Here is an 18,249-nt window from a genome sequence, read left to right on the forward strand (position 1 = left end):
ATGATCCTAAATCCGGTAGTTGATCGCTCATTTATGAGTTTAGTTCTATGATTCATAAAGATTTCCTGTGTTATTTGAGGATCATCTTCCGGGTGAGTCCGCTACAGGGTTTAGGATGATTTTATAAATCGAAGCATGTCTAACTCACAATCGTTCCTAGTGTGAATTAGCGAAGGAGAACTGCCATGAGCAAACAAATTCAGGACGCTTATATCGTTGCTGCCGTACGCACTCCGGTAGGAAAAGCGCCGCGCGGAATGTTCAAAACAGTGCGACCGGACGACATGCTGGCACATGTATTGAAAGCTGCGATGGCGCAATGTGAAGGGCTCGATCCGGCCGCCATTGAGGACGTGATTGCCGGTTGCGCCATGCCGGAGGCGGAACAGGGCATGAATGTGGCACGTATCGGGCTTTTATTGGCCGGACTCCCGGATAGTGTACCGGGCATGACGATCAATCGCTTTTGCGCATCGGGATTGCAGGCGGTGGCGATCGCGGCCGACCGCATCCGCCTGGGGGAGGCCGATGTGATGATCGGCGCCGGCACCGAAAGCATGAGCATGGTGCCGATGACGGGTAACAAGATGTCGTTGGACCCGGCGATATTTGCACGGAATGAGAATGTCGCCATTGCTTACGGCATGGGCATAACCGGGGAAAAAGTTGCACAACGGTGGCAAGTCAGCCGCGAAGCACAGGATGAATTTGCGGTAACAAGCCATGCTCGGGCGCTTGAAGCTATCAAAATGGGTGAATTCAGGCAGGAGATCGCACCTTATCCGGTGGAAGAAAAGCTACCTGATCTCGTCACGCATGAGGTCCGTAACGTATCCACCATCCGCGATACCGATGAAGGCCCGCGTCCCGGCACCAACCCGCAAACGCTGGCTACCCTGAGACCGGTATTTGCCGCGGGTGGCTCGGTAACGGCGGGCAATAGCTCGCAGATGTCCGATGGTGCGGGAGCCGTAATCGTGGCAAGCGAAGCGGCATTGAAGCGCTTCAATCTCACCCCGATTGGACGTTTCATGGGATTTGCGGTTGCCGGCGTACCGCCGGAGATCATGGGCATTGGCCCGATCAAGGCGATACCCAAGGTGCTGAAACAGATTGGTTTGAGTCAGGACGATCTCGACTGGATCGAATTGAACGAAGCGTTCGCCGCCCAGAGTCTTGCGGTCATAAACGATCTGGGGCTGGATCGTGCCAAGGTCAATCCGCTAGGGGGCGCAATTGCGCTGGGTCATCCATTGGGCGCCACCGGCGCCATCCGCGTCGCCACATTGCTGCATGGCCTGCGCCGGCACAATCAGAAGTACGGTATGGTCACAATGTGCGTCGGAACCGGGATGGGCGCTGCGGGAGTGTTCGAGGCGCTCTGATTTTTAATATACGTCGCTATTTTCCAAAATAGACATAGGCCTTCTGCGGCACGGCCGATTCCTTGAAGCGCTTGCGTTCATCTCTATCCAGATTCTTGTCCCACCAGATTGCGCGCGCTTCCTTCTGATCTTCCGCCAATTGCGGGTTTTGCTCGAACAATTCGCGCATGAATTTAGTGTGGTCGGATTCGTACAGTTTTGCCATAGCCCTGGTTCCCTCTATCTTTGTTCTTGCCCGTTGTTCATTGTTAGGTGCTTGCAACCTTGGAACTGTACCAGCTTATGTAGGATGGGTAAAGCGTAGCGTAACCCATCACAGAAGGAAACCTGGGTGAGGCCATGCTGAAATCCGCCTGAAAGCATGATTCACACAATCTTGCCCCTTCGCAGTTTCTTGACATACTCCTGAAAAGGCAACGCAAACTCTGTTTCAAGTTTTTTTGCGCGTTCCCTTAATTCTTCCCATGCCGGTTTGGCGGGATTCTGCTTGAAAGCAAAGGCGATCAGATTACCACGCGCCTCCGCCGTCATGACTATAACGTGACCATCGAAACTGTTCTCGATGCGTCTCAGATATTCCTGAAGCCCCTTATCCCTGCTGAGCAGATTCACCACCAGCATACCCTTCTTCTTCAATGTCTCACGGGCACGATTGTAGAAATCCTGGCTGCAAAGCGAGGAAACCTGACAGCCATCGTCGAAGCCGTCAATCATCAGCACATCCGCGCTGGCAGGATGGCTGGCGACGTATCCTTCCCCTTCCGCAATGATCACTTGCAGACGCTCATCATCATCCGGCACAAAAAAATAATTGCGCGCCATCGCAACAATTTGTGGATTAATTTCGATCACGGTTGTTTTCGTCCGCGGCAACCGATGATAGACGAATTTCGCCAGCGACCCTCCTCCCAAGCCAATCATCAGAATATTTTCAGGATTGGGATGAAACAGCATGAATCCCATCATGCATCGAGTATAGATCAGCTCCAGATCATTGGGAGCAGCCAGCCTCATGGCGCTTTGCACCATGCTGTTACCCAGATGGAGCGCACGTATGCCGTCCTGCTCACTCAATTGGATATTCGACTCATCCTGAGTAAGGATGCGCCGTTTGGGAAATCCATGCACGAGTCTGAATCCTTGAGATTATGCCTGCGCTGTCGTCACAATTCGGCTACTATTAAACCTGTCACCGGCTACAATTGGGCATCGCCATGCTCCTCAAAAAACAGCGAACCGATGCAGCAATTCAGGTTAAAAAAGGTAAACCATGAATAAGTTAATCGTAATTTTAGCCCTGCTTTTATCAGCATGCGCGGGTTTCGGCATTTTCAAACACAAGCCTCAAATTTATGCGGACAAATTCACGGGAAATCACGCCTCCCTTGCCAGTTGCGTGATAAACAAGCTGCGATCGGATACCCGGTGGGTAATCAGCGGCCTGGGATACGAGGTGCGACGATATCCGGACATCGACGCGACCGAAGTTTATGCCTATTCGCTTGGCACATTACCGGGCATGTATGCGCGTACCTTGCCGACGAACCCCGATGCGGTGGGGATTTATGCGGAACCGGTGCCAAAAGTTCGCAACTATGTGGGAAGTCCTTACACAGGCCCCAATTATTCGTTCCTTTTAATGATCAAAAGAACCGACGACGAATCGGTGCGCGCTACACTGAGAGGGGATGAATACGAAGGCAGCATAGCATGGGAGAATTTGAAAGCTTGCTCATCCTCGTCTTCTTGAGTATCTCTGAATAAGTCTGCTGTGGAGCGGTATGCCGGGAAAAACAGGGGTTTGCTCAGAGACTCCCCGAAAACCAGGCAACTTCCTTTAACCTGTGCATACATCCGGTGTTAAGTTGCCAGGGGAAAGCACTCGCCTCACGTGCATCTTGCCCTTCGGTGAGACTGTGGGACCCCTGATTCTCTTCGTTCATTCACTAAAACACGGAAAAAATATCCCCGGCATGACGTGTGGCATGATAATTTCCGCTTGTTTGCCGCGATAGAATGACGATGTTCGGAATACTTGCGCGCAGCCTGTTTACCAAGCTTCTCGGGCGCAGTTCAGGTTTTTGGCAACGGAGCAAAAGGATAAGCGGTACAGGGCTTGAATCGATAATGGTGAGTAAATGGCGCGGTTGTTACCGATAGCGGGACTATTACTGGTGTTGCTGGCACCCCGGGTTTTTGCCGGAGACTTTGAAGATGGGATGAAGTTTGTTCTCAGCAAAGACTACGCTAAAGCGGTGGAACCTTTCAGAAAGGCCGCCGAACAGGGAAATACGGACGCGCAATTCAATCTGGGTGTCATGTACGCCAAAGGCCGGGGCGTTCCGCAGGATTACCGGCAGGCAGTGGTCTGGTACCGCAAGGCGGCGGATCAGGGAGATGCGCCGGCGCAATCCATTCTAGGTTACATGCACCTCAAAGGCCAGGGTGTCACGCAGGACTATCAGCAGGCCATGGCCTGGTATCTCAAGGCCGCTGAAAAGAACTATCCTGTTGCGCTATACAATCTGGGTGTCATGTACGCCAAAGGCCAGGGGGTTGCGCAGGACTATGAACAGGCCATGACTTGGTATCTCAGGGCCGCGGAGGTGGGGCACGCCCCCGCGCAATCCATTCTGGGCTTCATGTACCTCAAGGGCCAGGGGGTAGCGCAGGACGACCAGCAAGCCGCATCTTGGTATCTCAAAGCTGCTGAGCAGGGCTTTGCGGATGCGCAATATGCGCTTGGCGTTCTGTATGCGAAAGGTCGCGGGGTCGCGCAGAATGACCGGGAGGCCGTTTCCTGGTATAGAAAGGCGGCCGAGCAAGGCAATCCCGATGCTCAATACAATCTGGGGCTGGCATACGCGAAAGGACAGGGTACTACACAGGACGAGCGGCAAGCCGCATTCTGGTATCTCAAAGCCGCTGAGCAGGAAAGCACTCGGGCTCAATTCAAGCTTGCCGTCCTGTACGCCAGAGGCCGGGGGGTAGCACAGAACGACAAAGAGGCCCTATCCTGGTATCGCAGGGCGGCGGAGCAAGGGTATGCCCCCGCCCAGTTTAATCTCGGTGTCATGTATGCCACAGGCAAGGGGGTAACGCAGGACGACCATAAAGCCGCATCCTGGTATAGCAAAGCCGCCGAACAGGGGGATGCGGATGCGCAGTACAACCTGGGTGTGCGATACGATGACGGCCGCGGGATTAACAAGGACGAACAGGAAGCCCTGGCCTGGTATCGCAAGGCGGCTGAGCAGGGATATGCCCGGGCTCAATACAGCCTGGGCGTGAAGTATGACAACGGTTCGGGTGTTGCGCAGGATTACGAGCAAGCCCTGGGCTGGTATCGCAAGGCGGCCGAACAGGGACATCCCGGCGCGCAGACCAACCTGGGTGTGTTGTACTACAAAGGCAATGGTGTGAAGCAGGACTTCGTCGAGGCGGAGAAATGGTTCGATGTTGCCGGCGCGACGGGCTATGAGGATGCGAAATTGAATAGTGAGGTTATGGCGAAACTCATGACGCCGGAACAGATTGCCGAAGCGCGAAAACAAGCCGACGAATGGAAACAGGCGCACCAGAAATAATGCGCATCTGTTGGTTGATCAAGATATGGGATTTTTCCCAAGGTGGGTGAGGGGAAAAATAAGGGGATGCGGGCACATGGCTGGCCGGCATATACCGCGAAGCAAGACAACGTCCTATTTGGATGGTTGCGTACTACTCTGCTCCTTGGCGACGGGGTTGCGTAGCGTGTAGCCTTTCTCTTTCATCTTGTAGCCACCATAGGCGCCAGCTCCGCCGGCGACCAGGTACCAGCAGCCGGAGAGCATTGGAAGCACAACCAATAGCAACCCCGTACAAATTACTCTTTTTATTCTCATTGTCTGCCACGCCTGTCATTGCGGTAAACGGGTGAAAAGGCGATCCGTTTTCGAGCGTGAAATTTACCCCGTGGAATAGAAGGCTGTCAACTATGTCATCCGAAAGCAGCCATTTTCGTTAATAATGCTCAACAGGCCTCCGCAGGCAGGGAAACGGGATCATGCGTGATTTCCCGCCAAGTACTTCACATCGGCGTTACCAATTCCGTGAGTTGTCCCATTTCCGGAAAGACTTTGGAGAGAAATATCATGAGCTACGTATCAAGCTCTAGCGCATGGATCAAGCGTTTGACAATAATTGCTCTGGTCATGCTCCTGCCGGCATGTCAAACCGCGGATACCAAACGGGCGGGCGGCCTGATTGGCAGCATTGCCGGTTCCATTGGAGGAGGCTATCTTGCCAGCTATCTGGGTGGGGGTACGGCAGGCCGCATCGCAGGGGCTGTTGCGGGAGGTCTTGCCGGTTATTACGTAGGTGCCGGCCTTGGAGGCTATCTTGGAGAAGAGGATAAACAAAAGATGGCCCAGGCATCACAGACGGCCTTCAATACCGGTCAGACGCAGACATTCAGCAATCCCGATACCGGCTTGAAAGGCAAGGCCGAAGTTGTCCCCTCGACACAAACCGCGCAGCAGGACGATGACTGCAAGATGATCCGGCAAACCATTGTGCTCAAAGACGGAAAAACGGTTACTGAGGATGTAAAAAGCTGTAAAAATCCGCAGTGAGGTATGTGAGCCGACGCCAGCGCTGATATCGGCGGCGGTCGTCCGTTTTCTTACTCGATTCCACATCGGCTGTACCAAATATATTCGATGTTCTCCTGGTTCTGGAAACACTTTTGGGAAGGAAATATCATGAACCACGCATTAAACGCTAACGCATGGACCAGGTGGTTGATGATAATCGCGCTGATCACCCTTCTGCCGGCATGTCAAACAGGGGATGCGAGGCGTGTAGGCGGTGTGATTGGCAGCATCACGGGCTCCCTCGGGGGAAGCTATCTTAGCCAGTATCTCGGTGGCGGCACGGCGGGCCGTATCGCGGGCGCCGTGGCCGGGAGCCTCGCGGGCTACTATGTCGGCGCCTACATCGCGGGCTATCTTGGAGAAGAAGATAAACAAAGAATGGCCCAGGCGTCCCAAACGGCATTCAATACGGGGCAAACCCAGACCTTCAGCAATCCGGATAATGGCTTGACGGGCAAGGCCGAGGTTGTTCCATCGACACCGCCGACGCAGCAGAATGGAGAATGCAAAACCATCAGGCAAACCATTGTGCTCAAGGATGGGAAAACGGTTACTGAGGATGTGAGGAGTTGTAAAGAAACTGGTTGAGCCTCATTGATTTGCTATCCATCCATTCGGATGCCATAGCTCTGCGTATAGATGATTGGCGGAAGTGGTGTAGAGCGATTCAACCGCCGGCCACGCAAAGTGCTGGAATTTATAACTCCTTATGAGGTATCCTTCGGGGTGCCGGTAAGCTCGCCAAGCAACCACTCGTTGTTGTACTTCGGACTTGAATCCGTGCCATATTAATGATTTTTAAAGAGGAAGAATTTAATGAGTTTTAAGCATATTGTATTTATTATTGCCCTTAGTACCGCTTTGACTGGTTGTGGTGGTGGCGACGGAGCTCCTGAAATAAATCCAACGAATTGTTCTGGCGGAGGAATGCAGGCGATCCTTCCAACTTTTGACAATGAAGCTGCGCGGCAAGCATTCATTGATAAATGCCAGGCGCTGGCAGAAAAAAAATAAAGCGCGGGATAATCTCGAGTTAAGTACAGTTGTTATCACCGGACAGGAATTGATCCAATTCTGAGTTGTTTGCCGGTCGATGACTGATCATGGCACAATTGGGATGATCGAGACATTTCCTTCCGCAGCAAGAAGTGATGTATTGCGACAACCAAATATTTAGCGGGACATGGAGGGGCACTTGCCTCGCCATGTCCCACTAAGGTTCAATTTGAATTTGCGCGTCGCATGTTTCGATAGAGTGTTTCGATAGGGTCAGACTGAGCTATCTTTTCTCTTCAATACACAAAAACTCACACGATTGCGTGGATGTTCTCTTCCAGTCTTTGGTCGATAAAGTGCCAATGCGCCGAACAAACAAAGTCTCCTCGAATGTTGCGATTTTGCTCGGACGAATGATGGACTCGCCCCGGTAACCCGGCGAATTTCAGATCGCTAATCAGGACATCTCCATATGACCGTGCGCGCTGTGCGCTCGTAATCATTGACAGGAAATACTTTCCGGTCTTCGTGCTCAATATCTCGGTCGAAACGATCAACGCGGGACATACTTTAGTTTAGTTGCTTTCCGTATAGGGGAAGGAGACAAGCACATCCCACGGCTGAAATCGTGGTTTAGCGGAGCGTGTCATAGATGCTGTCTGCTTCCGAATCCCATTCGGCAAACGTGTGGAACGGATTGTCTTTGCGCTCCTCTTCGCTTGTCGGCATAAGAAATTGTGGTTCGCGCGATCTCGAGGCAAGGTAAATTCTTACCGCTTCACGGAAAAACTCCGAACGGCTCCGTCCCTCGATCTCGCATATATCATCGATCTGCGCTGCCATCCGTTCGGGTACGGTGATCGCGAATCGATGATAACGAGAATGCGCCACGGTATGCTTCCTCACAATGGGCTGGTTCATAATATGCTTAAAGTATTACTCAATGCACACACAATGTAACATTCTGGCATACTTTGCATTCTGGAGTGTTTCGATGAGATCAGACTCATTGATACGAATTGTTCCGACCGTCTAGGCCATCTATACTCGAACTCTCGGAAAGCAATCAATATATTGCCTTCCATGTTGCATCAATCGAGTCTGACCCCATTGATTTGTGCATTGATTTGTGCGGGGCGGTTCAGAAAGCGCAATAAGTATCGTCCTTCTAATTGTTAATTAAATCATATGACAACAAACGCGTCTGTGGTTAGATTTGCCAATGCAGCTATAAAACTTTTCGATGAAAATCGGATGGTTGTTTTTCTGTGCGGACCAGCTCTGAAGCAAGATAGTGCTGGCGCACGCCTAAGGAAACGCTTAAAGGATGCTTTGGAAGAACAAAAATTTGAAGTCGTTCTAGGTGAAGATGATGGGTTGGAAGAAACACGACTGAATGTATTAAAGGGCTACGCGCACAGTAACGAACTAGATTTCATCAATAAGGAATGTGGTGCAATTGTCTTGGTAGCTGATAGTGTTGGTTCGTTTTGTGAACTCGGCTTATTCGCACATGAACACACGTTACGCAATCCAAATAAATGTGATTTCATACTTTTTGTAGCGGATAAGTACAAGCCAGATAGGTCGTATATAAACGAAGGCCCCGTTAAAGCTATTGAGGATTATGGTTTGGTCGAATATGTAAACTTTGATACAGCCTCAATTAGCCATGTAATTAAACGACTGGAACGCCGCAGGAGTTTATATTTTCTTGACGGACGTGGCAGACCCGCAAAATCATGACGGTCAGGGTTAATTCACAACTTATTATGTTGTCGCTGGGGATCATTCAGCCCGCCAGCCCGAGTGCCGTTGCTAAGTTTTTATCTATGTCTCTGCTTGAAAACTCCGCTCCCATTGAAGAGCAGATTTTAATGCCGTTGTTTGAAAAATGGGGGGCTGAGGGGCTTATTGTTAGAGTTCACACAAAGCTGAAATTGTTTTCCCTAAGCAGCAAGGGAAACCATATTCTTACAAAAGAGATGCGGCATTTGAGGGATAATACGCGGCTTTTCTTGCTGAAAGAATTACGCGATGGTACGCTAGCCCCGCTAGGGGAATTGGGAAAAGAAGAATTGACTGATGCTTCGTCAGTCTCTTTAATTGACCTTGTTATACAAGAAGAGGAGCGGCCAATAAACCCGGCCGTAACTCTTGGTAAAGCTCAGAGTGACGGCCGGGTTTATTGGCCGCTTCTCGCTAAGCAACTTTTTGTTGGCTCTATTCCTCAATCTCCTAGCCCCCGATTTAGATATGGATCTTTTCAGTCCTTAGATAGCTGCCATATGGCGCACCCATATGGAGCGCAAGAAAATGACTTTAACCTGATAGACCTATCCCTTTGTATTGGAATTAGTCCTCGACTATTGTCATCATTCCTTTACAGTTCAGAACATCACTACCGCCTCTTTGATATCGCTAAAAAAAATGGAGGAACTCGCACGATAAGATCACCCAGGGTGATGCTTAAAACTGTCCAATACTGGATTCTTGACCACTTGTTACACAAGCTTCCGATCCATGATTCTTGCAAATCATATAGAAAAGGTTTATCAATTTTTGATAACGCTAAATCCCACTGCGATCAAAATTATGTTGGTAATTTTGATATCAAGAATTTCTTTCCCTCCATCACAACAACTCGGCTAACTAATCATTTTCGGTTGCATGGCTTTCCCGAAAACGCTAGTCGCCTGATTGCCAAGCTTTTAACTGTTAACAATGAACTGCCGCAAGGCGCACCAACTAGTCCAGTTGTATCTAATTCATATTTGTTCAAATTTGACGAAGTAGTATCTAATTTTTCGAAGAATCTTGAGCTTAATTATTCTCGTTATGCAGACGACGTAACAATCAGCGGCGCTAAACGCTCAGATATTCACGCAGTTATTGCTTTTTCTACTAACGAGCTAGCGCGATATGAACTGCTCCTCAATCCAAAAAAAACCCGAATAGCTGGTAGAGGAAGCAGGCAAATTGTTACGGGGCTAGTAGTAAATAAAGTTGCACAGCCTCCCCGGACATATAGGCGACAAGTAAGGGCAATGTTTGACAATGCCATAAACAATCCAGAGGAATTTAGATCCAGATTATCAGAGCTTTCAGGCCATCTCTCATATTTAGGATCATTTGAGAATCTCCAAAACTCTCAGTCTATAGAACGATATAAGGAAACTCTAAAAAAACTGAGAACCCATTTGTCCGTTAATAATTTATATCCATCGCCTCAACAATAAGATACCCATTTATTTGTTTTAGTTAAGTAGAAACAGAACTGGGTAAACCACGGTTTTTTGGTTGATTTCTGATAATGTAGCCCAACGAGAGTGTGAATTGGAATGCCGTTATCACTGACGGTTCTTGGCACAACATCCTAGCCGAGCCTGCATGGATTCAATATAACAAATGCGACGAGGTATGCAAGGTATGTCGGGCTAACCGGCAGTTATAGGCACAATTGGAACGATCGGGACATTTCCAGCTACAGCAAGAAATACATATCATGACATTCAATTATTTAGTGAGCGCTCAAACTGTGAAAGATAGGAGCGATTGATGCCGACATCTGTTGCTACTAGGCCTTGTGAAAGTTGTACTGCGGATCGCGCAATTTTCGTTTGTTGCGGGGTGGATTGAACACTCATTTTTTGCAACTCCTTAATAGTTTAAAAGAGTTGCAAGGTTGCGTTATGGTTGCACAGGTGTCAATTCACCAAGTTTAACGTGTTAAAATATTTTAATGTACTGTTTAATATAGTTAAACATGGCGCCCTGAACACGAATCGAACGTGTGACCTACCCCTTAGGAGGGGGTTGCTCTATCCACTGAGCTACCAGGGCGATGGCTGCATTTTACGCTAATATGCCGGTATGAATAAACCTGCCGCAGCCCCTGAAGGAAATACCGCGACTCGTCAAAAACTCCCTCGCACCGTGGTTGTTCTCAGTCTGGTCAGTTTCTTCAACGATTTCGCCTCTGATATCGTCATTCCCCTCATTCCCATATTGCTGGCGACGGTGCTGGCCGCTGGGCCGCTGGCTCTGGGATTTATCGAGGGTGTGGCCGACGCAGTGGCGAGTCTGCTCAAGCTGTGGTCGGGTCGACATTCGGATGTCATGAGCGGGCGGCGCAAAGGGCTGGCGGTAGCGGGCTATACGCTATCCAACATTGCCCGCCCGTTGCTGGGGCTGGCTGGTTCCTGGCCAATGATTTTGGTGCTGCGCAGCATTGATCGGGTGGGGAAAGGTCTGCGCAGCGCGCCTCGTGATGCGCTGGTGGCGGATGCAACGCCGCCTGCGATGCGCGGCTATGCCTTCGGTTTTCACCGAGCGCTGGATAATGCGGGAGCGGTGGCGGGCAGCCTGGTTGCGGCCGCTGCGCTGGCATGGGCCGGCATGAGCCTGACAGAAGTGATTCTCTGGTCAGCGGCTCCGGGTTTTGTCGCGGTGCTGCTGCTGGGTGCGGGTGTCAAGGAAGAGAAACGGGAAGAAGCCGCCGCTGTTCATACCCCCGTGGTGCTGCCGCCTTTACGCTGGTCGGTTTTATCCTTACCGATGCGCCGGTATCTGCTGGTGCTGATGCTGTTTACATTCGCCCGCGCCTCGGAAACTTTTATCCTGTTGCTGGGGCACCAATTAGGCGTAGGAGTAGTCGAATTATTGTTGCTGTGGTCGGCCTTGAATCTTGCCAAGGCGGCCACTTCCACCTGGGGCGGGCAATTGGCCGATAGCTGGGGGCGCGGCGCGTTGATACTGATCGGATGGGCAACATTCTCGATCTCGTTTTTGCTGCTGGGCACCGTTACGGATAGCATCGGGCTATGGACGGTGAGCATTTTTTACGGCCTTTGCGCGGGCATGAGCGAAGGTGCGGAACGGGCGATTATCAGTGATTATGCGGAACCTCGCGAACGCGGAACGGCTTTCGGCTGGTACCATCTGATGGAGGGCATTGCGGCGATTCCGGCGGGGTTGCTATTTGGTTCCATCTGGCAATTTCAAAGTGCGGAAATGGCATTCGTTTTTGCTGGTGGGCTGGCGGCTTTTGCGGCGCTGTTGTTGCGGTTTTGGGCTTGGCCGGTCAGGAAGTTGAATGAGTAAATGATGGGTTGCGCTTTGCTTCACCCATCCTACGAGAAGGTATGGGGGATTTATGAGAGTACTTTCAACATTTGCAACGTTGGTAGATGAGGCTGATAGATAAAAGGACGAGGGATATTAAGACTAACGGGATGATTGATGGGTTACGCTTCGCTCCACCCATCCTACGGAAGCTATGAACGTTCTCGGTTTGGGTTCTCATGTAGGATGGGTGGAGCGAAGCGTAACCCATCAAAACCATACACGATCACATATCGAATCATGACTGAATACCGGCGCAATTTCGTCAAGGGTGGGAGCTATTTTTTCACAGTGACGCTGGCCGTCCGTAGTCAGAAACTGCTGGTGGATCATATTGATGCTTTACGTGAAGCTTTTCGCCATGTAAAAACTGAACATCCTTTCGTTCTTGATGCCATGGTTGTTCTACCGGAGCACTTGCACTGCATTTGGACGCTGCCAACTGGCGATGCCAATTATCCTGATCGCTGGCGGCGTATCAAAGCCGCGTTTTCCCGCAGTTTGCCAGATCGCTATCCTCGCTCTCCCAGCAAAATCCTAAAGGGTGAGCGCGGTATTTGGCAGCGCCGGTATTGGGAGCATACGTTGCGCGACGAGGAAGATTGGCAGCGGCATATGGATTATATTCATTACAATCCGGTCAAACATCAGCACGTTAAGCAGGTTGCGGATTGGCCGTATTCGACGTTTCATCGTTATGTTGAAACCGGCACATACTCCAGAAATTGGGCTGGAAACGGTGAGTCAGGCGAGGTGGAATTTGGGGAGATATGAATGATGGGTTGTGCTTCGCTTCACCCATCCTACGAAAATGTATGGAGGATTTATGAAGATACTTTCGATACTTGCAACGTTGATGGCAATCGCTCTGTTTTTTGGAAGTCAGTCCGCACGTGCTGAGCCGCTTAAAGTGGGCCAGCCGGCGCCGGATTTCAATCTCCCTGATCAGAGCGGAAAAACTCATAAGCTTGCGGATTATCGCGGCAAGTGGCTGGCGTTGTATTTCTATGTCAAGGATGACACGCCCGGCTGCACCGAGCAGGCATGCAAATTTCGCGATGATATCCACCAGCTAACGGATCTGGGTGCGCAAGTTGTCGGCGTGAGCGTGGACGATAGCGCCAGTCATGCCAATTTTGCCAAGAAATATAATCTGCCTTTCCCGCTTCTGGCGGATGGCAAGGGCGAGATCGCCGCGCGCTACGACTCGCTGCGGGGCGATGGCGGGATGGCCAAGCGCAATACTTTCCTGATCGACCCGCAAGGCAGGATTGCCAAAATTTATTTGTCGGCCAGCACTTCGCGCAATTCTGCTGAAGTGATCGAGGATTTAAAGAAACTGAAGGGTTTGTGAACGGGCTTTATAGCTGATAAACGGAGCTGTACGGCTTTAGATTTCAGGATTCAATCATAAGGAAATAATCATCATGGCAAAACTGACCGAAGACCAGTTGACGCAACTGAAAACATCGCTGCAACAACGCTATCTGGATTTGCGGGAAGAAGTCCGTGGTGAACTGGAACGTTCGGGCGAGCAGCGTTATATCGACCTGGCGGGGAGCGTGCGTGATGCCGGCGACGGCTCGGTGGCGGATATGCTGCTGGATATCAATACCGCCATGGTGGACCGTCAGGTGCATGAGATGCGCGAGGTGGAGGCGGCCTTAAAACGCCTGGCGGAATTGAGTTTCGGCGATTGTATCGATTGTAGCGGCGAAATCGGTTTTGACCGGCTGATGGCTTATCCCACTGCGCAACGATGTGTGCAATGCCAGAGTCTCCATGAGAAAACCTATTCCCACGAAGGAACTCCAACCCTCTAGCAAGCTTGCGGCGATGGCGTCATCGCTGCAAGGCATTATCTCGCGGGTGCCGATGCCTTGAGCAGTACCAGCACCGCGCCGCTGCCGCCATCTTCCGGTCTGGCCTGACAAAAAGCCAGTACGTCATCGCGCTGCGAGAGCCAGCTTCCAATCCTGACCTTCAACACCGGCTCGTGAGATTTTGAGCCAAGCCCCTTGCCGTGTATCACTCGCACGCAACGGAAACCGCGTTTGTTACTGGTATCGAGAAAAGTCACCAGTTCCCTGCGCGCCTCGTCACGGGTGTATCCATGCAGGTCGAGTTGCGCCTGAATCCCCCAATGGCCGCGCCGCAGCCGCCGCAAGGTCTGGCGTGAGACACCGGGACGCAGGAATGACCACTCATCGCCCGCCTCCATCTCCAGCGAGATATGATCGGATAGCGAGTCATCCAGCGCGGTTTGTTCGTCATGTGGAATCTGACGCGGGATGGGTGGGGGTGGATTACCGGTCTGGGGCGTCTGGCCGGATTTGGGCAACGGCGCTACATCCCGAACCGCGTTGCGGAACAATGCAGTGTCGTCATCGACAGTTCCGGATGCCGCCGCATTACCGGTTGGAGGCTCGGTTGCAGACTTCTTGACCCGCCGTTTCATATGAGCTTCTCAAGCCGTGGTTGCTCAATGGCTACTCAACTCGAAGCATCGAGATACTTTTCTGCATCCAGTGCCGCCATGCAACCGGTTCCCGCGCTGGTCACCGCCTGGCGGTAGACGTGATCCTGCACGTCGCCCGCCGCGAATACGCCAGGGAGGCTGGTTGCGGTGGCGTTGCCCTCGTTTCCGCTCCGGGTCACGATATAGCCGTTTTTCATTTCCAGTTGTCCCTGGAAAATATCGGTATTGGGCTTGTGGCCGATGGCGATGAATACGCCTTGCAGCGCCATGGTCTTGCCGGAGCTGTCCTGGGTACTTTTAATGCGCATGCCGTTAACGCCGGAAGTATCCCCCAGCACTTCGTCCAGCACATGATTGAGCTCCAGCTTGACGTTGCCGTTTTTCACCCTGTCCATCAATTTATCGATCAGGATTTTTTCCGAGCGGAATTTGTCGCGCCGATGTACGAGCGTGACATTCCGTGCAATGTTCGAAAGATAAAGGGCTTCTTCCACCGCCGTGTTGCCGCCGCCCACCACCGCTACATCCTGCCCCTTGTAGAAAAATCCATCGCAAGTGGCGCAACCCGATACGCCTCTGCCCATATACGTCTCTTCCGAGGGTAATCCCAGGTACTGTGCGGAAGCCCCGGTGGCGATAATCAACGCATCGCACGTGTACGTGCCTTGATCGCCGATCAGCGTGATGGGTTTATCGGTAAGTTTGGCAGTGTGAATGTGATCGAAAATGATCTCGGTATTAAAGCGTTCCGCATGTTTCTGAAAGCGTTCCATCAATTCCGGGCCTTGCACGCCCATGGCATCCGCCGGCCAGTTATCGACGTCGGTAGTGGTCATGAGCTGGCCACCCTGGGCCATGCCGGTGATGAGTACGGGCTTGAGGTTGGCGCGCGCGGCATAAACCGCCGCGCTGTAACCGGCGGGGCCGGACCCGAGAATGATAAGGCGGGAGTGTTTGCTTGTCATAGTACGGTATGTAAGATTTATTTTTAAAAAAACAAGTTCCTGCCAGACGCTACAGCCGTTGTTCAACCCACCCGGCCACGCTCTCCAACGCGGCAGGTAAATTATCCGGCTGGGTTCCACCTGCCTGGGCCATGTCGGCGCGGCCGCCGCCCTTGCCGCCCACCTGCAAGGCAACAAAATTAATCAGCTCGCCTGCCTTGATTTTCGTCGTGAGATCGTCGCTGACACCCGCGATCAGCTTGACTCTTTCGGCTTCTATCGCGGCCAGCACGACGACGCAGGATTTGAGTTTATCCTTGAGCTTGTCCAGCGTTTCGCGCAGCGTCCTCGAATCCGCATCTTCAAGACAGACTGTCAGGACTTTTGCGCCTTTCACCTCCCGCGCCTTGCCGGCAAGATCATCGCCTTGCGAGCTGGCAAGTTTCGATTTCATGCGCGCGAGTTCTTTTTCCAGCTGTTTTACGTTATCGAGGATTTGGGTAATGCGTGCAGCAGCTTCCCGCGGCTGCACCTTCACTGCATCCGCCACGTGCTGCAATTGCGATTCCTGTTGCTGAATATAGGCCAATGCGCCCTCGCCGGTTACCGCTTCCACGCGCCGCACTCCGGCAGCCACCCCGCTCTCGGCAACAATCTTGAATAATCCGATGTCGCCCGTGCGCTTGACGTGTGTACCGCCACATAGCTCACGCGAGGAACCAATATCCAGCACGCGTACTTCGTCACCATATTTCTCACCGAACAGCATCATCGCACCGGTTTTCTTCGCATCCTCTATCGCCATCATGCGCGCCCCGGTTGCCGCGTTGGTCAGTATTTCCGCATTGACCAGAACTTCGACCTTGCGAATTTCGTCATCCGTCATGGGCTGATTATGCGCAAAATCGAAGCGCGTTTTATCGGCGTCCACCAGCGAGCCTTTTTGCTGCACATGGGCACCCAGTACCTCGCGCAGCGCCTTATGCATCAGGTGGGTGACGGAATGATTACGCTCGGTGCGGGCCCGCGCCTCCGGATTCACCTTTGCCAGCACCTTGTCGCCGATCACCAGCCGCCCGCTGCGCAACAGCCCCTTGTGACCGAACACATCCGCCTGAATTTTTTGCGTGTCGGATACGGCAAAGGTACCGTTTGCCGTCAGCAGTTCACCGCAATCGCCTACCTGTCCGCCGGATTCCGCATAAAACGGTGTCTGATCGAGGACGACCACGGATTCATCACCCGCCTCGATAAAATCCACGCGGCTGCCCTGCCGGTAGATCGCGAGAACCTGGCCTTCGTATTGCACGTTCTCGTAGCCGTGGAATTGTGTCGGGAGACCGCTGTAGGCGATGCCATCCTGCATGGTGAATTTACTTGTTGCCCGGGCCCGCTCGCGCTGACGCGCCATGGCTTGCTCGAAACCGGCGTGGTCGATGGCGATACCCCGTTCGCGCGCAATGTCGGCGGTGAGGTCCAACGGAAAACCGAAGGTGTCATAGAGACGAAACAGGGTTTCACCATCCAGGATGCGGCTTTCCTGGCCCAGCGCTGCTTCCAGTATCTGCATGCCATTTTCCAGCGTCTCGGCGAAGCGTTCTTCCTCCTGTTTCAGCACGGCTGCTATGCGAGCCTTGGCTTCAACCAATTCCGGATAGGCTGAACCCATTGCTTTCGCCAGATCTTCCACCAGCGCGTAAAAGAATGGTTGATTCTGGCCCAGTTTATAGCCATGGCGTATGGCGCGGCGGATGATGCGCCGGAGCACGTAGCCGCGTCCCTCGTTACCGGGAATCACGCCATCGGCGATGAGAAAAGAACAGGCGCGAATGTGATCGGCGATTACCTTGAGAGAGTTGCTCGACAGATCCTGCGCGCTACTGCCGTTGCCAAAGCATTCCCGCGCCGCCGCTTGGATCAGATCCTGAAACAAATCGATTTCATAATTGCTGTGAACCTGCTGCATTACCGCGGATATACGCTCCAGCCCCATGCCGGTATCCACGGAGGGCTTGGGCAGCGGATGCAATGTACCGGCGCTGTCCCGGTTGTATTGCATGAACACCAGGTTCCAGATTTCGACATAGCGGTCGCCGTCCGCTTCCGGCGTGCCGGGCGGGCCACCCGCAATCTCCGGGCCATGATCGTAAAAAATTTCGGAACAGGGACCACAGGGACCGGTATCGCCCATCTGCCAGAAATTATCCGTGGTGGCGATGCGCGTGAAGCGCGCCGAGGCAATTCCCACCTCGTTGAGCCAGATATCGGCAGCCTCGTCATCCTCGGCATACACCGTGACCCATAATTTTTCCTGCGGCACCTTGAGGGTAACCGTAAGAAATTCCCATGCAAACTTGATGGCGTTGCGCTTGAAATAATCGCCGAAGCTGAAATTGCCCAGCATCTCAAAGAAGGTATGGTGCCGCGCAGTGTAGCCGACGTTCTCCAGATCGTTATGTTTACCGCCCGCCCGGACGCAGCGTTGCGAACTTGCCGCGCGCGCATAGGCTCGCTTATCCTGGCCGAGAAATACATCCTTGAACTGCACCATGCCCGCGTTGGTGAATAGCAACGTGGGATCGTTCGCGGGAACGAGGGGGCTCGACGCGACGACCGTGTGGCCATGCGACGCAAAGAACTCGAGAAATTTTTGTCTTATTTCGCTACTTTTCATATCGGGTTCATCT

At 52.3% G+C, this 18,249-nt stretch carries 19 protein-coding genes and 1 tRNA gene; 12 read left to right on the forward strand and 8 right to left on the reverse strand.

All coding sequences use genetic code 11. From position 1 onward, the window contains the following. Positions 1-185: 185 nt before the first annotated feature. Positions 186-1,385 carry an acetyl-CoA C-acyltransferase gene (locus tag BLR00_RS02335; RefSeq protein WP_074630630.1) on the forward strand — a complete coding sequence of 400 codons (1,200 nt, stop codon included), beginning with the start codon at positions 186-188 and terminating at the stop codon, positions 1,383-1,385. Positions 1,386-1,401: 16 nt separating this feature from the next. On the opposite strand, the gene BLR00_RS02340 is transcribed toward BLR00_RS02335, so the two are convergent. Together BLR00_RS02340 and BLR00_RS02345 are read right to left on the reverse strand one after the other, a co-directional pair. Then, a complete protein-coding gene (locus tag BLR00_RS02340; RefSeq protein ID WP_074630631.1) occupies positions 1,402-1,590 on the reverse strand; it encodes a DUF3460 family protein in 189 nt (62 codons plus the stop codon). 161 nt (positions 1,591-1,751) lie between these two features. Beyond that, a complete protein-coding gene (locus tag BLR00_RS02345; RefSeq protein WP_074630632.1) occupies positions 1,752-2,513 on the reverse strand; it encodes a polyamine aminopropyltransferase in 762 nt (253 codons plus the stop codon). 142 nt (positions 2,514-2,655) lie between these two features. On the opposite strand from BLR00_RS02345, the gene BLR00_RS02350 reads away from it, so the two are divergent. Then, positions 2,656-3,135 carry a hypothetical protein gene (locus BLR00_RS02350; RefSeq protein ID WP_074630633.1) on the forward strand — a complete coding sequence of 160 codons (480 nt, stop codon included), beginning with the start codon at positions 2,656-2,658 and terminating at the stop codon, positions 3,133-3,135. Between the two features lie 388 nt (positions 3,136-3,523). Then, on the forward strand, positions 3,524-4,972 hold the full coding sequence (locus BLR00_RS02355) for an SEL1-like repeat protein (protein WP_256324027.1): 1,449 nt from the start codon (positions 3,524-3,526) through the stop codon (positions 4,970-4,972). Positions 4,973-5,086: 114 nt separating this feature from the next. Here the strand turns inward: BLR00_RS02355 and BLR00_RS02360 are convergent, their stop codons facing one another. After that, entirely contained in the window at positions 5,087-5,269 is a 183-nt protein-coding gene (locus BLR00_RS02360) for a hypothetical protein (RefSeq protein WP_074630634.1), read from the reverse strand. 249 nt (positions 5,270-5,518) lie between these two features. On the opposite strand from BLR00_RS02360, the gene BLR00_RS02365 reads away from it, so the two are divergent. From BLR00_RS02365 to trbK, 3 genes are all read left to right on the forward strand, one after another. After that, positions 5,519-5,998: a hypothetical protein gene (locus BLR00_RS02365; RefSeq protein WP_074630635.1), complete on the forward strand. Its 480-nt coding sequence runs from the start codon at positions 5,519-5,521 to the stop codon at positions 5,996-5,998. A 129-nt stretch (positions 5,999-6,127) separates the two neighbouring features. Beyond that, complete coding sequence (locus tag BLR00_RS02370) at positions 6,128-6,607, forward strand: hypothetical protein (protein ID WP_256324028.1); 480 nt, start codon at positions 6,128-6,130, stop codon at positions 6,605-6,607. A 228-nt stretch (positions 6,608-6,835) separates the two neighbouring features. After that, a complete protein-coding gene (gene trbK / locus BLR00_RS02375) occupies positions 6,836-7,033 on the forward strand; it encodes an entry exclusion lipoprotein TrbK (protein ID WP_074630636.1) in 198 nt (65 codons plus the stop codon). A 615-nt stretch (positions 7,034-7,648) separates the two neighbouring features. Here trbK and BLR00_RS02380 read toward each other — a convergent pair. Then, the gene (locus BLR00_RS02380; protein WP_176759924.1) at positions 7,649-7,906 is read right to left on the reverse strand and encodes a CopG family ribbon-helix-helix protein; all 258 of its coding nucleotides are present in this window, start codon (positions 7,904-7,906) and stop codon (positions 7,649-7,651) included. Between the two features lie 297 nt (positions 7,907-8,203). Here BLR00_RS02380 and BLR00_RS02385 point away from each other — a divergent pair, with 297 nt between their 5' ends. Then, the gene (locus BLR00_RS02385; RefSeq protein WP_143007619.1) at positions 8,204-8,761 is read left to right on the forward strand and encodes a hypothetical protein; all 558 of its coding nucleotides are present in this window, start codon (positions 8,204-8,206) and stop codon (positions 8,759-8,761) included. Continuing rightward, a complete protein-coding gene (locus tag BLR00_RS16785; RefSeq protein ID WP_218124304.1) occupies positions 8,758-10,254 on the forward strand; it encodes a retron St85 family RNA-directed DNA polymerase in 1,497 nt (498 codons plus the stop codon). The genes BLR00_RS02385 and BLR00_RS16785 overlap by 4 nt, the downstream gene beginning before the upstream one ends. A gap of 528 nt (positions 10,255-10,782) precedes the next feature. On the opposite strand, the gene BLR00_RS02395 is transcribed toward BLR00_RS16785, so the two are convergent. Further along, positions 10,783-10,858 (reverse strand) — tRNA-Arg (locus BLR00_RS02395). Between the two features lie 30 nt (positions 10,859-10,888). On the opposite strand from BLR00_RS02395, the gene BLR00_RS02400 reads away from it, so the two are divergent. From BLR00_RS02400 to BLR00_RS02415, 4 genes are all read left to right on the forward strand, one after another. Continuing rightward, a complete protein-coding gene (locus tag BLR00_RS02400; RefSeq protein WP_074630639.1) occupies positions 10,889-12,118 on the forward strand; it encodes an MFS transporter in 1,230 nt (409 codons plus the stop codon). Between the two features lie 138 nt (positions 12,119-12,256). Further along, on the forward strand, positions 12,257-12,913 hold the full coding sequence (locus BLR00_RS02405) for an REP-associated tyrosine transposase (RefSeq protein WP_256324029.1): 657 nt from the start codon (positions 12,257-12,259) through the stop codon (positions 12,911-12,913). Between the two features lie 52 nt (positions 12,914-12,965). After that, a complete protein-coding gene (locus BLR00_RS02410) occupies positions 12,966-13,493 on the forward strand; it encodes a peroxiredoxin (protein WP_081346621.1) in 528 nt (175 codons plus the stop codon). Between the two features lie 73 nt (positions 13,494-13,566). Beyond that, on the forward strand, positions 13,567-13,962 hold the full coding sequence (locus BLR00_RS02415) for a TraR/DksA family transcriptional regulator (RefSeq protein WP_074630641.1): 396 nt from the start codon (positions 13,567-13,569) through the stop codon (positions 13,960-13,962). A 35-nt stretch (positions 13,963-13,997) separates the two neighbouring features. On the opposite strand, the gene BLR00_RS02420 is transcribed toward BLR00_RS02415, so the two are convergent. Genes BLR00_RS02420 through alaS form a run of 3 tightly spaced genes read right to left on the reverse strand, consistent with a single transcriptional unit; the run spans position 13,998 to position 18,236 of the window. Beyond that, positions 13,998-14,597 carry a Smr/MutS family protein gene (locus BLR00_RS02420; RefSeq protein ID WP_074630642.1) on the reverse strand — a complete coding sequence of 200 codons (600 nt, stop codon included), beginning with the start codon at positions 14,595-14,597 and terminating at the stop codon, positions 13,998-14,000. Positions 14,598-14,632: 35 nt separating this feature from the next. Next, a complete protein-coding gene (trxB, locus tag BLR00_RS02425; RefSeq protein WP_074630643.1) occupies positions 14,633-15,583 on the reverse strand; it encodes a thioredoxin-disulfide reductase in 951 nt (316 codons plus the stop codon). A gap of 49 nt (positions 15,584-15,632) precedes the next feature. Next, complete coding sequence (gene alaS, locus BLR00_RS02430; RefSeq protein ID WP_074630644.1) at positions 15,633-18,236, reverse strand: alanine--tRNA ligase; 2,604 nt, start codon at positions 18,234-18,236, stop codon at positions 15,633-15,635. Positions 18,237-18,249: the final 13 nt, after the last annotated feature.

Source organism: Nitrosospira multiformis, assembly GCF_900103165.1.
Lineage (GTDB): Bacteria > Pseudomonadota > Gammaproteobacteria > Burkholderiales > Nitrosomonadaceae > Nitrosospira > Nitrosospira multiformis_D.

Coding starts and splice junctions, on each gene's coding strand:
- BLR00_RS02335 (WP_074630630.1), top strand. CDS start 186: ATGAGCAAACAAATTCAGGACGCTTATATCGTTGCTGCCGTACGCACT.
- BLR00_RS02340 (WP_074630631.1), bottom strand. CDS start 1,590: ATGGCAAAACTGTACGAATCCGACCACACTAAATTCATGCGCGAATTG.
- BLR00_RS02350 (WP_074630633.1), top strand. CDS start 2,656: ATGAATAAGTTAATCGTAATTTTAGCCCTGCTTTTATCAGCATGCGCG.
- BLR00_RS02355 (WP_256324027.1), top strand. CDS start 3,524: ATGGCGCGGTTGTTACCGATAGCGGGACTATTACTGGTGTTGCTGGCA.
- BLR00_RS02360 (WP_074630634.1), bottom strand. CDS start 5,269: ATGAGAATAAAAAGAGTAATTTGTACGGGGTTGCTATTGGTTGTGCTT.
- BLR00_RS02365 (WP_074630635.1), top strand. CDS start 5,519: ATGAGCTACGTATCAAGCTCTAGCGCATGGATCAAGCGTTTGACAATA.
- BLR00_RS02370 (WP_256324028.1), top strand. CDS start 6,128: ATGAACCACGCATTAAACGCTAACGCATGGACCAGGTGGTTGATGATA.
- trbK (WP_074630636.1), top strand. CDS start 6,836: ATGAGTTTTAAGCATATTGTATTTATTATTGCCCTTAGTACCGCTTTG.
- BLR00_RS02385 (WP_143007619.1), top strand. CDS start 8,204: ATGACAACAAACGCGTCTGTGGTTAGATTTGCCAATGCAGCTATAAAA.
- BLR00_RS16785 (WP_218124304.1), top strand. CDS start 8,758: ATGACGGTCAGGGTTAATTCACAACTTATTATGTTGTCGCTGGGGATC.
- BLR00_RS02400 (WP_074630639.1), top strand. CDS start 10,889: ATGAATAAACCTGCCGCAGCCCCTGAAGGAAATACCGCGACTCGTCAA.
- BLR00_RS02405 (WP_256324029.1), top strand. CDS start 12,257: ATGGGTTACGCTTCGCTCCACCCATCCTACGGAAGCTATGAACGTTCT.
- BLR00_RS02410 (WP_081346621.1), top strand. CDS start 12,966: ATGAAGATACTTTCGATACTTGCAACGTTGATGGCAATCGCTCTGTTT.
- BLR00_RS02415 (WP_074630641.1), top strand. CDS start 13,567: ATGGCAAAACTGACCGAAGACCAGTTGACGCAACTGAAAACATCGCTG.
- BLR00_RS02420 (WP_074630642.1), bottom strand. CDS start 14,597: ATGAAACGGCGGGTCAAGAAGTCTGCAACCGAGCCTCCAACCGGTAAT.
- trxB (WP_074630643.1), bottom strand. CDS start 15,583: ATGACAAGCAAACACTCCCGCCTTATCATTCTCGGGTCCGGCCCCGCC.
- alaS (WP_074630644.1), bottom strand. CDS start 18,236: ATGAAAAGTAGCGAAATAAGACAAAAATTTCTCGAGTTCTTTGCGTCG.